The 13595-nt window shown below is 51.0% G+C and carries 18 protein-coding genes and 1 pseudogene; 2 read left to right on the top strand and 17 right to left on the bottom strand.

What is annotated here, in order from left to right; genetic code table 11:
• Positions 1–188 precede the first annotated feature (188 nt).
• The 14 genes from BMX45_RS15155 to BMX45_RS15210 all read right to left on the bottom strand — a co-directional run bounded on the left by BMX45_RS15155 (position 189) and on the right by BMX45_RS15210 (position 8291).
• Entirely contained in the window at positions 189–386 is a 198-nt protein-coding gene (locus BMX45_RS15155; protein WP_090910373.1) for a hypothetical protein, read from the bottom strand.
• Between the two features lie 307 nt (positions 387–693).
• Positions 694–870, bottom strand: coding sequence for a hypothetical protein (locus tag BMX45_RS31015; protein ID WP_009595674.1), 177 nt, complete (start codon positions 868–870; stop codon positions 694–696).
• A gap of 104 nt (positions 871–974) precedes the next feature.
• A complete protein-coding gene (locus BMX45_RS15160) occupies positions 975–1724 on the bottom strand; it encodes a DUF3891 family protein (RefSeq protein ID WP_090910374.1) in 750 nt (249 codons plus the stop codon).
• 24 nt (positions 1725–1748) lie between these two features.
• Entirely contained in the window at positions 1749–1952 is a 204-nt protein-coding gene (locus BMX45_RS15165; RefSeq protein ID WP_009595662.1) for a DUF4177 domain-containing protein, read from the bottom strand.
• A 71-nt stretch (positions 1953–2023) separates the two neighbouring features.
• Positions 2024–2485, bottom strand: a complete 462-nt coding sequence (locus BMX45_RS15170; protein ID WP_090910375.1) for an NUDIX domain-containing protein — start codon at positions 2483–2485, stop codon at positions 2024–2026.
• A gap of 184 nt (positions 2486–2669) precedes the next feature.
• Entirely contained in the window at positions 2670–3116 is a 447-nt protein-coding gene (locus BMX45_RS15175) for a hypothetical protein (protein WP_254778085.1), read from the bottom strand.
• A 78-nt stretch (positions 3117–3194) separates the two neighbouring features.
• Positions 3195–3881 carry a cytochrome c oxidase subunit 3 family protein gene (locus BMX45_RS15180; protein ID WP_090910377.1) on the bottom strand — a complete coding sequence of 229 codons (687 nt, stop codon included), beginning with the start codon at positions 3879–3881 and terminating at the stop codon, positions 3195–3197.
• 35 nt (positions 3882–3916) lie between these two features.
• Positions 3917–5023 carry a VanZ family protein gene (locus BMX45_RS15185; protein WP_090910378.1) on the bottom strand — a complete coding sequence of 369 codons (1107 nt, stop codon included), beginning with the start codon at positions 5021–5023 and terminating at the stop codon, positions 3917–3919.
• Between the two features lie 287 nt (positions 5024–5310).
• Positions 5311–5724, bottom strand: a complete 414-nt coding sequence (locus BMX45_RS15190) for a hypothetical protein (protein ID WP_090910379.1) — start codon at positions 5722–5724, stop codon at positions 5311–5313.
• Positions 5725–5845: 121 nt separating this feature from the next.
• On the bottom strand, positions 5846–6415 hold the full coding sequence (locus tag BMX45_RS15195) for a GNAT family N-acetyltransferase (RefSeq protein ID WP_090910380.1): 570 nt from the start codon (positions 6413–6415) through the stop codon (positions 5846–5848).
• A 39-nt stretch (positions 6416–6454) separates the two neighbouring features.
• Positions 6455–6949: a GNAT family N-acetyltransferase gene (locus BMX45_RS15200; protein ID WP_090910423.1), complete on the bottom strand. Its 495-nt coding sequence runs from the start codon at positions 6947–6949 to the stop codon at positions 6455–6457.
• 18 nt (positions 6950–6967) lie between these two features.
• On the bottom strand, positions 6968–7093 hold the full coding sequence (locus BMX45_RS32130; protein WP_302847907.1) for a hypothetical protein: 126 nt from the start codon (positions 7091–7093) through the stop codon (positions 6968–6970).
• Positions 7094–7241: 148 nt separating this feature from the next.
• Complete coding sequence (locus BMX45_RS15205) at positions 7242–7469, bottom strand: DUF2642 domain-containing protein (RefSeq protein ID WP_254778086.1); 228 nt, start codon at positions 7467–7469, stop codon at positions 7242–7244.
• 3 nt (positions 7470–7472) lie between these two features.
• Positions 7473–8291, bottom strand: a complete 819-nt coding sequence (locus BMX45_RS15210; RefSeq protein ID WP_090910381.1) for a methyltransferase domain-containing protein — start codon at positions 8289–8291, stop codon at positions 7473–7475.
• A gap of 189 nt (positions 8292–8480) precedes the next feature.
• Here BMX45_RS15210 and BMX45_RS15215 point away from each other — a divergent pair, with 189 nt between their 5' ends.
• Together BMX45_RS15215 and BMX45_RS15220 are read left to right on the top strand one after the other, a co-directional pair.
• Entirely contained in the window at positions 8481–8936 is a 456-nt protein-coding gene (locus BMX45_RS15215) for a GNAT family N-acetyltransferase (RefSeq protein ID WP_090910382.1), read from the top strand.
• Positions 8937–9021: 85 nt separating this feature from the next.
• Positions 9022–9497: pseudogene (locus BMX45_RS15220) on the top strand (spore coat protein).
• Positions 9498–9618: 121 nt separating this feature from the next.
• Here BMX45_RS15220 and trxB read toward each other — a convergent pair.
• The 3 genes from trxB to BMX45_RS15235 all read right to left on the bottom strand — a co-directional run bounded on the left by trxB (position 9619) and on the right by BMX45_RS15235 (position 13470).
• Entirely contained in the window at positions 9619–10572 is a 954-nt protein-coding gene (gene trxB, locus BMX45_RS15225) for a thioredoxin-disulfide reductase (protein ID WP_090910383.1), read from the bottom strand.
• Positions 10573–10693: 121 nt separating this feature from the next.
• Positions 10694–12376: a tetratricopeptide repeat protein gene (locus BMX45_RS15230; RefSeq protein WP_254778087.1), complete on the bottom strand. Its 1683-nt coding sequence runs from the start codon at positions 12374–12376 to the stop codon at positions 10694–10696.
• Positions 12377–12519: 143 nt separating this feature from the next.
• The gene (locus BMX45_RS15235) at positions 12520–13470 is read right to left on the bottom strand and encodes a ribose-phosphate diphosphokinase (RefSeq protein ID WP_090910385.1); all 951 of its coding nucleotides are present in this window, start codon (positions 13468–13470) and stop codon (positions 12520–12522) included.
• Between the last annotated feature and the right edge of the window lie 125 nt (positions 13471–13595).

The following is a 13595-nucleotide window of genomic DNA, read 5'->3' on the forward strand; positions in this document are numbered from 1 at the left end:
ATTCTGCCAACATAGAGCTGCTAAGCTACCCAATATATCGGCATTTGGAATCAAGATTGAAAAATCCCCTATAAACTATTCTCCGCAAGCATGAAAAAAACCCTCCTGCCAACCGTGGCGAATTCATTATTTATGAATCCGGATCACGACTTGCTAGAAGGGCTGGCTTATACAATTTACATATTGCACTAATATTTCGCCCACATCGTCAGCAGAATTACCGGGACCGCAAAAATAAGCAAACCGACCCCGATCATTGCGGCGACCTGCAGCATAAATGCTTGTTTGGATGGACCGGACGGCTGCGGCATTCCGCATTGAACACAACGATTGGAGGCAGCATATACCTTACCGCCGCAGCTGACACAAATCCCATCATTCCTCATGAATAACGCTCCTTTACTTGTTAAAACAACATCGACATCAAGACATTTCTATCTCGGTTAACATGCTGTAATGAATAGAAGCCCAACCGACCGCCATAATAAGCAATCATGGATGCCGGATTTTATTTGTGAATATTATCACATAAATGCGGTAACAAGTAAAGCATGAATCGTTTCATGATTCATGTTATCGGAATCCCCTTCTGCGGAAAAAAATCAAAACCAGGAACCAGCACAAAACCAGGAAGCCTGCGGCTCCCTGGTATGCTTCTTTCTCGAAATCTAATCGGGACCACCCTGGGAAGGGCTATTTGTTCTTGGCATGCAATACCAAGTTTCCCACTCCACCAATCGCAAACAACAAGGAAACGATTCCGAATCCCCATTGCCATGAGCTTCGATCCGTTATGAAAACAACCACCAAGAACGCTATCGCGGCCAAAAAATTAAGCAGTGCCACGATCAAAAATTCTTTTTTCTTCATTGTTCATCCTCTACATTCCTACAGAATCAAGTCTGTCCAGTCTACGTACCGCTGTCGTGATCATATCATATTTTGGGCTGCGAGGTATGATTGCTTATTCACGCTCACCGTATAAATGTTATCGTTTGCTCGGTCCACGGCGCACCATGAAATGCCTTCGCCACTCCCTGAGCAACAATCTCCGTCTTCAGCACGTATTTCCATTTCACCGTAGCCGACCAAGCTCCTTCGAACAGAAACGGCCTCAATCTGATCTCATGTTCGCTAGCCCAGGCCGCTACGACCCTTTCCCCATCGAACGTCATATCGAAGCCCTCTTTGAACCATGGATGCTCCTGATCCTTGGAAACACCCGGCGCATTCATGTTCACATAGAGCGAGATGTCATCGCACAGCTGCAGCAGGCCAAACTGCCTGTGAATCACGGCTTCGCCGGGAAACGAGTAATGATCACGCAGCCTTTTTTGCCGATCCAGCTCATCTTGATAGAACTCCACCAGCGGCGCTTCAGTGGCGTTTTTCATAAATGACGCGAAATGAAGGCTGCAGAGATACCCTGCATAAGGACTCATCGCTTCGATCTCATCAACGCCCTTGGTATACATTAGCATCTTCGGCATGACCGGATAATCGATAAAAGTGAACGGAGTCCGGCTTGCATCATTCCAAATCGGCGTATCATCCATTCGAAGCCAGGCGCGGTCATGCTCAGTTATAGCCAGCAGCACTTCTTCCCTTACCGTCTCATCCATAAACAGCTCTCTCCGAAAGCCCCGGGCCACATCGCCCGAGAAGCGGCCATGGTCGTCCTGGGTCGTCATAACAAAAGCATCTTCCGTCTCGCGAATGATCATCCGATCATCTCCCTTCGATTCGTCTTACCCCAGATACGCCTTTCGTTTCATCACGGCAATGATATCTCTGGACTGGCCTTGATGCACGCTCGTATCGAAGCACGAGATCAATTCCCAGCCGTCAATCCCGTAGCTGTTCAGTAAATCCTCGAATTCCTCTTCGTTCACTTTACCCCCAAGGAATCCTCCGGTTTTGTATTTCAGCGTTTTGTATTCCCATTGATCCATAGCTGGCATCCCCCGTTATTCCATTGATTTTGGCAACAAACCTCGAGACCTTCCAGCCTGCCAGGCATCCATCAGTTCGTATCCCCGACATAGCAAACCGCTGAGCGCCCCGCTTTATCCAAGAGTGGCTTGACCAGCGAGCGGGGGTAGATTCGAATCCCATCCAATGAAGACAAATCGATCCATTCCACGCCCACCTGATATTCATCCGGGTTATGTCCTTGAAACAGACCCCCTTCATCCGCCAAACGGCATTCAAAATAAAATTCCACTTGGTGCACGTCGGAATCCCATTCCGCGAACTCGTGGTTGGACCCTATGTATTCACGGACATGCAGCAGATCTTGGACTTCCACCCTGCGCCCGATTTCCTCCAGGCACTCCCTAACCACGGCTTGCACCAAGGTTTCGCCCTTCTCTTGCCCGCCGCCTGGAAACAGATAGAAGTCCCCCCATTGATCTACATTCTTCGTTAAAAGGATTTGGTGATCTCGGACAATCATCGCTTTGGCCGAGTTTCGAATCGGTTTCATGGGCAATCTCCTTATCGTAACGTTTCTTTCTATTTTCTATTGTAGCAAAAATAAATCCTCTATAGGCGAACCCACTGTCAGCATATTGATACAAACCGATAACAAGCCGGTATACCATGAGCATGCTCAAAGAATACCGGCTTGTTTTGCGCTGGAAGCATAACTCTCGGTCTTGCTCTTTTTTCTAGCGCCTGTATGAGCCATCCTTCCGCTTCTTTAATACGACGACCGCCGCTAACCCAACGATCAATAGGATCAGCCCCACGGCAATCCAATCCTTGATGACCATCCACGGAACACGGGCACCCCCGTACTCGCCTTCATAACGAGCCATCAGATAGCCGGCCTGCGTCTCAACCGCTATGGCGGTTTCGGGGGCGATTCCCTGGATCGCATAATATTTCGTTCCCTTCGGGTACACATTGGAGAAGTTACCTCCGTAGGTCCCTTCCCGATCCGTATGGTAGGTGACCTCCCCGACCACGTCACCAAGCGCGGACGCTTCCACGGGATTTTCCGATACGACATAAATCCTCCCGTCATTCACGACAAACGAATATGCCCATGAGGCAAACGCAGCCGGCGATGAACACATGACCAAGAGCAGAAGCGTAATCAGCGGTATTTTCATATACCTTTCCGTGCGATGAAGATTCGGCATGGTCCACCTCGGATATCAGAGTCATGTGCCTTCGTTCGTAACGGGAGGCTATTTCACCTGCTTGCTTCTGCCATCGACGATCAGCTCGATGCCCGGCTCGTTCGTCCCTCCCGACATACTGTAGGATGGGTCCGGCTGGTCCAATAAACCCTCAAAGGATTCATGGACCTGAACCTTTCCTCGCGGCCGAACCGCAACCACCTTTGGCTCGAAATCAATCACCCTTCCGCCTACATCCACGCTTAGCGGGCGTACCGTAACCTGCCGCTCGGTGCCGTAACTGTAAATCTGAATATGGCAGCGTGCCAGAATAACCTCGTTCTCTGTACGATATTCGCAGTTGCTGTCTTTTTTGGAATAGGCGACGGTGGATATTCCACTCGAATTAAAATTGGCCACAAACATGACGGACTCCGATACGAACGGAAAAACGACGATCCATGCGATACAACCGATCATCACCCGGCTCATAATCTTCGGATAAATTGGGCGATAAATGCTCGTTACCCGCAGAATACCGAACGTCAATAAGATAAGACCCGCAATAACGGGCAGATGAAGACCATAGTTGCCTTGCTTAGTCCATGGCGAGATCCCTGCCCAACGGAACAGATCATCCCCAAACGAATAGCCCAGATGCTGATTGGAAATGAAGAACAAACCCAGGATAATGGCAGAAATGGAGAGGATTTTGCCTTTCAGTTGTATCTCCTCCTCGACGAATCCATTTTCCACATTATAACAAATAAGAAGACCTGTGGTAACCGGCTTTAATCCGCCTTATGCACCGGTTTATTCTCTACGATAGCGAGCTTTGTTCCACTCTTGGCCTCATGCATCAGCTTCCGGTCGCGATGAATGAGACATAACAGCACGTGAAGGAATACAACTGCGTCCAGCAGCAATATCCCCAACGCGTACATCGCAAGCAGGACATTAGAACCGGTGACATTCACCGTAATAAACAAGGCATGGAACCCGCCCCATACCACATAGAGCAGGCCGTTGCGGACAATCACTTCCTTCAGCTTCAGATGTTCGCCCGCTCCGCGGATCTGGACCCGGACGATCCATCTCCCCAGCGTCTGCCCCTGCATCATATAAGGCAGCACGATATGATATAAAATCACGGCAAAGAAGTATGCCCCCCTCACGTTTATTACGGTCAGCACGCCAATGATCGGCAGTATGACCGCTGCATCAATGCCAAAAGCAATGGCACGGCGCGTATAACTGACCCGCTTCTGCGACAGATCCACCTTCTCATCCAGACGATCCAGGCGGGGCAGGTGATTTTTCATCCAATCCGCCAGCACGAGGCCCATCATTCCGCCCAGGGTATTCATCAGCAGATCGTCCACGTCAAACAATCGGTACGGGTGATCATAGAAGCCGTAAATGCCGGTCACCTGGGTTACCTCGAAGAACAACGATAAACCGAACGAGGCCGCCAGACATGCAACCCAAGACGCTCTCGCATAATAACGAAGGAACATGCCGAACGGTACCACGAGCAAGACGTTAAACACGACCTGCAAGAAGGCTCTCTCCTTCAACAAATGCGTGTAGGTCGATGGCACGCCCCATACCACCTTGGTCTCCTTTAATATGTCCTGTATGAAATTCAGCGGCATCCACTGCATAACCGAGGCCACATCCATCGGAGCATTATGCCGCGAGGCAGGCAAAGGAAGGAGCACAAGATACACTGCGTTCATCATGTACAGCAGGAATAAATACAGCAGAAATCCCCGGAATTTATTAAAATAACCATATTTGCGATACTGCACGATCAGAAAGGGAACTGCGCACAGCAAAGCCGCTATGGGAAAGGTTAAAAATGCATAGGATATCGGAAATAGATAGGCTTCCAGCATGCTCTCGTTCACTCCCTCTGTGATGTTCTACTTATAAAGTACAGGACCAAGTTTAAATGACGGGGATCCCTTCGTTTAAAATGCGTTTAAAAAACGCATAACCGCATCAAGGCCGACATGCCTGTCAGCCTCGCGCGTCGCAAACCGAATAACCCACACCATCAGTGTGGGCAGGTCACCATATACAAGACGCATGGATTCAATATCATCGGAATAACATGGTCGTTATTCCCGCCTTACGCGTTTATGTTGACGGGAGTCGGCCCCAGTGCTTCCATGAAGTCCCGTTATTCCTTCCGTTTGCGGGCGGCTTTTCCAAAGCTAATCTTTCGAGGAAGTCCCAGCTTGAATTCTTCACGGTGCCCATTCCACTCTATCTGGATCGTTAGATTCTTGTTCGGGTTCATCATATCGAGCAGATGCGCCAAATCCAACGCGCCCTTGGTCTCCTTCATGGCAGCATGGTCGGTCCCCACAACGATTCCGCCCTCCTGAAAGCGGCCCGTCATGTCCTCCAGCCGATAGTTAATCTGCCCATGCTCCAGAGGCTCACTCCCCGAGTACTGAAGCATCAGCTTTCCGCCAAGCGCATCCTGAAACATGGTAAGCTTCGCATTGACCTTATCCCGATGGGTAACGGCATAAGTTGCTTTCCAATACTCACCCTTACCTATCAAGGTCATCGTTTTATTTCGATTCACAGGACACCCCTCCTCATGTGGAACGACCAGTTATCTCGATTAGGCTTATATACATGATAACGAGCAAAAGAATGAAATGGTTTTTCAACTTCTTAAATTAATGGAGGATTGTTGGCAGTAATCATCGACTCGAACCGAATCTGCCGCGCTCCGCCCGATACTCCATAACCCAGCAGTCCCGCAGCTCCCCTTCATGCCGTTCATGCTTCTCCAGCAGTTTGACCTTCCGAAAGCCGCACTTCTCGTAACAAGCGATGGCCCGTTCATTCCAAGCCTGCGGGTCCATCACGATCCGGTCGGCCTGCCTCTGAAACACGAGGTAATCCACCATGGAAGTCACAAGCTTTGTACCGATGCCTCGATTCCAATAATCCGGCTCCCCGATGAATTGATCCGTGGCGAATGTTCTGCCGACCGCATCGTTCCCGTCATACCCATACTCGCCTAACGTATCTTCATCGAGAAGATAGAACTGGATATACCCGATCGGCTTCCTCTCATATTCGATAATGCAGCGAGTCTCATCATCATCCACATAGAAATGCTCCCGCACCCGCTCCACGTTGTGAGGATTGTCCCGTCCCTCGTAATACTGCAGCACATCCGGATTGGACAGCCAAGAAGCTAAGGAACATTCATCTTTCTCCTCCAGCTCGCGAACCGTAATCGGCCCTGCCTCATATACCAGCATCGTTATTCCTCCCTCATTGGGTCATCCCATTTTTTCGCTTCAGGTTACATCCGCAACCATCGTAATAGAGTTTCCGCACATGCCTGCCTCCTGGAATCCGAAACGCTCATACAATTTCATAGCTGCGGCATTGTCCGGAGCGACGCTTAACGATATCTTTTGAATCCCCCGCTCCTTCATTCCTCTGAACAATTCCTTCATCAGGGCGGTTCCTAGCCCTTGCCCGCGGGATTCGGGAATCAGTGCCATGCCCAACTCCGGGATGTCATCGCTCACATAACCGAACCCTTTGTTCCCTTCATCAAAATACCGGATGGTAATCGAGCCTGACGGCTTGCCTGCTGCATTCACGGCAATGTAGCCAAGATCGCCCGCGCGCCCCCAGCCCTCCACGTATTTTTTCATGAACGGCTCCTCAAGAATGTCCCGGCTAAAAGGCTCCCCTCCCTCGGGCACATACAGGGACTCGTACAGCATCTCCCGCAAAAAGGGTGCGTCCTCCCGGCCTGCGACTCGAATATGATATGAATTCATGTACATCTCCCTTTCTACCTAGATCATCTCCATCAGCGCCGTCCATAACGCGAGTCTTTCCGCAGCCAAATCGGACCGTCCGAAATGATCTGGAATCATCTCCATCGTTTCTCCATACCGACCCATCCAATCGTTCGGCCTCAATTACAATCGAATAAAAAGACGTCCCCATCGGAACGCCTTCGGATCTGTACTCTATGAATTGGCGATTCACCGGTCTAATCCTGCCCTATCAGCCGGTATTTTTTCGTTTAAACTATTTTGGAGCACGGTTTATCAGAATGGAGCTCCCTCAAAGCACACCACTTCGGCAAAACCGAATATGCAGTGCTTTGTTGTCCCCGATTATCCGATGAACATGGTCGATCACCACTCCGGATAAAATCCCCTCCACTTTCCCGGCAGTGGTCATGATGACCACTTTGGCTCCTTTATGCCCGAGCAGATGGTTAGTAAATACCGGTTCAACCCACGCTGCACAGTGCACCGGTTGCGGGATATCTTTGATCTCAATCGCCACCCGTTACGCCTTCTGAGCAATCAACTTACTCATCGCATGCCGGTGCGGTATACCCGATGAGTTGCAATCAAAAATGACCTCCGGGCAGCTGTGAATCAACCAATCGTGATAATGCATCATAAGCTCTCCGGACTTCCAGTCATAAGCATACGGCTCATCCTCGGGAGGAGGCGCAATGAACGGCTTCTGCACGAATACATTCAGGCAGTGGAATCCCTCTGCCGAGGTGAATTTTTTGTAATTGACAAAAATCTCCTCGCGATATTCGGGTCGGATATAATGCAGCACGCCGCTGGAATACAGCACGTCAAACTCCGAATCCAGACGGTAATCCGATATATCCGCCTTGAATACGTTCACGTGTACCCCGATGTGATCGGCCAATCGCTTCGTTTTCTCGATCCCCGCATCCGAAATGTCGAATGCCGTGACCTCATACCCGTTGCGGGCAAAAAACACGGCATCCTTCCCTTCCCCGCACCCGATATCCAGCAGCCTTACTCTTTTTGTCGGCGGGATCATTTCAAGCACCTGATAACAAGCTGCGTTCGGTTCCGTGCCCCAATAGTACTCCGGCGTTTTGTACTCTTCTTCATAAATACTGATCGGCTTGCCCGTCGAAGAATAACCAAACAGCTTATCGATGCTGACGTCCAGCAGCCGGGACAGCTCCGGAAGCAGCGCGATATCGGGCATGGTCTGCCCGGTCTCCCATTTGGATACCGCTTGGAACGTAACGCCCAGCTTATGCGCCAATCCTTCCTGGGTAAGTCTCCGTTCCTTACGGTAACGATTAATATTTTTGGCCAACATGTCTCTCATATGGATCACGCTCCTATATAACCACATTGTAGGGACGTTGCGCGGGGCATACAATAACCTGGTCATTGAATCCCGGAAGAATTCAACCGCCCGTTGAAATCATCCCAATACCAGGATTTTGGCGATGCAGGCGTGGTACAATAAACCTGTTTATAACACCACTATCGAAATCATAAGGGAGAAACGCTCGTGAACATTAGAAAGCTGAATACTCATGAAGAAACGCCCCCTATGGACCTGCTCCTTCTTGCGGATCCATCGATAAGGCTTGTCAAAGAATACGTAAACCGCGGTCACTGCTATGTCGCTGAGGAAAGCGCACACCCCATCGGGGTTTACGTCCTGTTGCCCACCAGACCCGATACCATCGAACTGGTGAACGTTGCCGTAAGCGAGCATCTGCACGGCCGGGGCTATGGCAAACAGCTCGTAAATCATGCCGTTGGTCAGGCCCGGGAGCTCGGATATGCCACGATTGAAGTAGGAACAGGGAGCACTGGGGTGGCACAGCTGGCGCTGTACCAGAAATGCGGATTTCGAATGACAGGCATCGACCGGGACTTTTTTGTCCGTCATTATGATGAAGAAATCTACGAGAACGGCATGCGGCTCCGGGACATGGTGCGGATGTCCTTAGATTTGTAAGGTGATTGGGGTTGTGCTATGCACCGTTCCTCCATTCGGTGAATAGGCTATCGCATATTGATTTTTGGAGGAGAACCTATTGAGCATGAGTCACAATCCGAGTCATCTCGCTTGGCACGAAACACTGGAGATTCATGAATTAACTGCCTTTCAGGCGAATCACTTGATGGCGTTCAAGATGTCAGTGCATGATGTCAAAGACCACACGGACTGTATATGGAAGCGATTCAAGGAGTTGAACAGAACCTGAAGGAGCTTCTGCCTTATTATTCGGAAGCGCCCACGGGAACCCGCAGTCTCTCCGGTGCCGATCTGACGGCGTATTACGCAGGTCATCTGCTGGGGTTTGCCAAAACCTCGGTCCGCAGCTACGCCATTGCCATTACCGAGGCCGCAACGCCAAGCGTAAGAGAAACTCTTCAGAAGCAGTTGAACAAAGCCATTGAACTGCACGGAAAAATCTTCTACTTCATGTATGCGCGCGGCCTGTATCCGTCTTACAATTTGAAGCAGCTGCTGGAGAATGACGTGAAAAATGCGAACAAAGCGCTGAGCTTGTAACTCAGCAAAAAAAGCCCCTGGCTAAACAGGCACGGATTTTACGAGATGTTCTCTCGCAAACCCGTCCGCTGTACAGCTCTGGGGCTTCTTCCTTTCAACAGATAATCCCTTAGGCAAGGAATTACTTATTCAGCGTCTCGCTCCAATCATGGACCATGTGACCCTCGAGATATTTCTCGCAATCCATAGCGGCCATACAGCCTGTTCCTGCAGCCGTGATGGCTTGGCGATAACGCGTATCCTGAACGTCGCCGCAGGCAAATACGCCCGGGATGTTCGTCTCGGTCGTTCCTGGTTTAACCAAGATGTAGCCGGTCGGATCGGTTGTAATCTGATTGCCGAGGAAGCCCGTGTTCGGCGTATGTCCGATGGCCACGAACACGCCTTCCGCTTCGATCAGTTCTTCCTCGCCCGTTTCGTTGTTGCGAACCTTCAGCCCTTTAACTCCGGTTTCGCTGGTTACCACCTCAATCGGCGTGCGGTCCAAAGCCCACTGGATCTTCTCGTTCTCGCGCGCGCGATCCTGCATGATCTTAGATGCACGCAGCTCGGTGCGGCGGTTCACCACCGTTACGCTGGAAGCGAAACGCGTCAGGAAGCTGGCCTCCTCCATTGCGGAGTCGCCGCCGCCGATGACAATGATTTTTTTTCCGCGGAAGAAGAACCCGTCGCATGTGGCGCATGTACTTACGCCCCGTCCAACGTTCTCCTGCTCTCCCGGAATTCCGAGATACTTCGCGGAAGCTCCCGTCGAGATAATCACGGACTCGGCCAGAAGCTCGCCCATGCCCTCGACATTCACCTTGAACGGACGCTCGGAGAAATCAACGGATTCGACCCAGGCACTCTTGAACTCTGCACCGAAGCGTTCCGCTTGTTGACGCATATTATCCATCAGCTCGGGACCCATGATGCCCTGCGGGAATCCAGGGAAGTTCTCGACCTCCGTCGTTGTCGTCAGCTGGCCTCCCGGTTGCATTCCTTCGATCACGAGCGGCTTCAAGTTTGCGCGTGCCAAGTAGATGGCTGCCGTCAATCCGGCAGGTCCTGTTCCGATTACGATTGATTTGTACATAGATACGGCCTCCTTTAAGGTGTCGATTTCTGTTGCATGCATTATCCTATTCAGGACTTACGGAATCTTCATGTACCCTCATGTACCAAGGTCTCCTAAGTATCCGAATATGGGCTCTTACTTAAATGTTTTCCGTAAATGGCCGGAAACTATCATCCGGTTGTGCTTTCGTCTCACATACGCTATCCATTTGACGTGCATAACGGCTCACTGTGGATGGGGAAATCCCGTAACGGACAGCCACCTGTTCATAAGTCAGGGTACGTCCGCGCTTCTTGGCCGTCAGATATTCCAATGCCGCTGCCCAGCCCTCGACATTCCGAATGTTCGGAATATCCGGGTACAGCCGGCTCAGGAATTCGGACCAGAGGTTTTCCATCTCTTTTTTCCAAAAGGCATCAACCCGCATGTCCATGGTCTGCTCGGCCTTCTCCAGCACCGCCTTCCAGGAAGGCAGCCAATCCGGCAGCACCTCGCGGGTCTTGCCCCCGGATAAATCGCGATCGTCGCGACGCTCCTTCAACCGATTGCTAGCGGCCTCCATCTGCTGAAGCACCAGGCGGGCGGCATCCTTCAGCTCCGCGTCCTCTCCCGGTTCCTGCAGGAACGATTGCAGCGCATGCTGCACCTCTTCATCGGCGATCAATTCCAGCGTCCGGATCACCTGCAGCTTGGTCTGGGGATCGCCATGCCGGAGCGCCCAGAAGAACGATGAACGAATCAGCGGATTCTGCTTCGCTTCCTCCGTCAGTTTATCGCCGTCATGCTCCCAGCGTTTGAACTGCTCTTCGAACGGAAGGTGATAGTGGTAACTCACTTTCATCTGATCGGTACCGGTTTCTTTACGCTTTTGCAGCTGGGCCAAATAGAAATCCGGAATCACCGAATCTCCGTCCAGCTTCAGCGCCTGCCGCCAATATTTCTCGGCCTTGTCGTAATAACCGCTGTTGCAGGCCGCAACGGCCGTATAATGATACAGGCTTGGATCTCCGCTAAACTCATCCTCTTTCAGCAATCGGCGAAAATGACCGTAGGCAATTTCGTGCTGCCCCAATATGCCCATCGTCGTCGCAAGCTTAAACACATGCTCCAGATGAAAAGGAACCGTTACCGTTAGCATGTCCATCAATCGGTCGCGCTGCTCCTGATTTCCCTCATGCTGAAAGAAGATGGCCAGATTGCATAAACCGTGCAGATTGCCCGGCTCCTGATCCAGCACCTCGCCAATGGTGCGCTTCGCGGTATCGAAACGTCCCATATAGTAGTAAGCCAGGGCCAAATTGTTGCGCGCAGCCAAAAAATCCGGATTATCCTTGACGATTTCCTCCAACAGCTTGACCGCTTGGGCGAACTTCCCTTCCTCCAGCAGTGCCCGGGCATGCTCATGCTCGACCACGCCTTCGCGGCTCTTAATCCGGTTCAGCTTGGCAGGACGATTCAGCTCGTAATGGAGCAGCTCCATCATTTCCTCGGCCTCATCCAGAAATTGACCGTTAGGATCTTCCTCCAGATAGGTGACAAGCGCTTCTTCCGCCTTCTCAAACTGTTCCATATTGGCATAATTGTTCGCCATATAGAAATAGCATTCCGTCATCAACGGGTCAACCTGCTCCAGAATATGAGCCAGCACATCGTTGGAAGCTTTATAATCTCCCGTCTCTGATAATATACCCGCCATATTGCAATGATTCACCGGATTATCGGGTTCATATTCAACAGCTTTGCGAAAATATTTCAGAGCCCTGTCATATTGGTAACGATCAAGCGAACGAACCGCGCGATCGAAGAAGAAATTAGCATTCATTTCGATAGATATAACATTGTGGGGGTCACTGGACCCATATGGATGACCATTCACGAAAAGCAAGGCACCTCCTTTAACTTGCTCCTCTATCCACAACAGTATAACACAAGTTACGACGTCATTTGCAGAAAAAAGACACCAGTTTACACACCGGCGTCTTTGAATAAAGTGGCGATCGATCCGCCCTCGATGATAATGTGAGTGGCCTGGGCCAGCATAGGCGCAACAGACAGCACCTTTAACCGCATCTTGCAGTGATGGTTCGGGAGCACGATGGAGTCCGTGACCACGATCTCCTCGATATGAGCATGGTCGAGACGGTCAAGTGCTTCACCGGAAAACAGGCCATGGGTCGCACACACAATGGCATCATTGGCTCCCCGTTCCTTTAAGCTTTCCACCACCTGCACGATGGTGGTTCCCGTGTCAATCAAGTCTTCGATAATAATCGGCGTGCGTCCCGCCACGTCTCCAATAACATGGGTAATAACCGCTTCGTTATGGGCAGGACGCTGCTTAACCATCATGGCAAACGGCGACCCCAGGCGGCTCGACAGCTTCTCGGCCGTCTTCGCCCGTCCGGCATCGGGAGAAACGATAACCGGATTCTCGATATTCTTGGACTTCAGATACTCCGTAATCAAATCCAGCGCCGTCAGATGATCCACCGGTATATTGAAGAATCCCTGGATGGCAGGCGCATGCAGATCAATGGTTATCACGCGGTTGGCACCGGCTGTGGTCAGCACGTCGGCTACCATTTTCGCCGATATCGGCTCTCGCGGCGCTGCCTTTCGTTCCTGTCTGGCATAACCGTAATAAGGCACAATGATGTTGATCGTTCTGGCGGAAGCACGCTTGGCGGCATCAATCATCACGAGCAGTTCTACGAACATTTCGTTGATAGGGTGGGAAAAGGACTGCAGCAGAAAAACATCGCAATTGCGGATGCTCTCTTCATAGTGGACATAAACCTCGCCGCTTTGAAAGCGGGAAATCTTGATCTTTCCCAATTCAACGCCCAACTGCTGGCTGATGCTGGCGGCAAGCGCCGGATTGGAAGTTCCGGCGAACAATCGTAATGAACGATACATGAGGACCTCCTGACGAGAGTGGTTAATAATGTCGGCGGATGCAACGATGGTTTGAAAGCGTTATCGTCAAATCAGGCCGTTCCCGCCTCCCGCAACCCGTCGATGAGGGTTTCCTGGAGGGGAAA

The sequence above is a fragment of the Paenibacillus sp. cl141a genome (assembly GCF_900109305.1).
Taxonomy (GTDB): Bacteria; Bacillota; Bacilli; order Paenibacillales; family Paenibacillaceae; genus Paenibacillus_AQ; species Paenibacillus_AQ lautus_A.

Bases quoted from the DNA above. Each gene is read 5' to 3' on its own strand.
- BMX45_RS15155 (WP_090910373.1), bottom strand. From the start codon at position 386: ATGAGGAATGATGGGATTTGTGTCAGCTGCGGCGGTAAGGTATATGCT.
- BMX45_RS31015 (WP_009595674.1), bottom strand. From the start codon at position 870: ATGAAGAAAAAAGAATTTTTGATCGTGGCACTGCTTAATTTTTTGGCC.
- BMX45_RS15160 (WP_090910374.1), bottom strand. From the start codon at position 1,724: ATGATCATTCGCGAGACGGAAGATGCTTTTGTTATGACGACCCAGGAC.
- BMX45_RS15165 (WP_009595662.1), bottom strand. From the start codon at position 1,952: ATGGATCAATGGGAATACAAAACGCTGAAATACAAAACCGGAGGATTC.
- BMX45_RS15170 (WP_090910375.1), bottom strand. From the start codon at position 2,485: ATGAAACCGATTCGAAACTCGGCCAAAGCGATGATTGTCCGAGATCAC.
- BMX45_RS15175 (WP_254778085.1), bottom strand. From the start codon at position 3,116: ATGAAAATACCGCTGATTACGCTTCTGCTCTTGGTCATGTGTTCATCG.
- BMX45_RS15185 (WP_090910378.1), bottom strand. From the start codon at position 5,023: ATGCTGGAAGCCTATCTATTTCCGATATCCTATGCATTTTTAACCTTT.
- BMX45_RS15195 (WP_090910380.1), bottom strand. From the start codon at position 6,415: ATGCTGGTATATGAGGCAGGGCCGATTACGGTTCGCGAGCTGGAGGAG.
- BMX45_RS15200 (WP_090910423.1), bottom strand. From the start codon at position 6,949: ATGAATTCATATCATATTCGAGTCGCAGGCCGGGAGGACGCACCCTTT.
- BMX45_RS15210 (WP_090910381.1), bottom strand. From the start codon at position 8,291: ATGAGAGACATGTTGGCCAAAAATATTAATCGTTACCGTAAGGAACGG.
- trxB (WP_090910383.1), bottom strand. From the start codon at position 10,572: ATGTACAAATCAATCGTAATCGGAACAGGACCTGCCGGATTGACGGCA.
- BMX45_RS15230 (WP_254778087.1), bottom strand. From the start codon at position 12,376: ATGAATGCTAATTTCTTCTTCGATCGCGCGGTTCGTTCGCTTGATCGT.
- BMX45_RS15235 (WP_090910385.1), bottom strand. From the start codon at position 13,470: ATGTATCGTTCATTACGATTGTTCGCCGGAACTTCCAATCCGGCGCTT.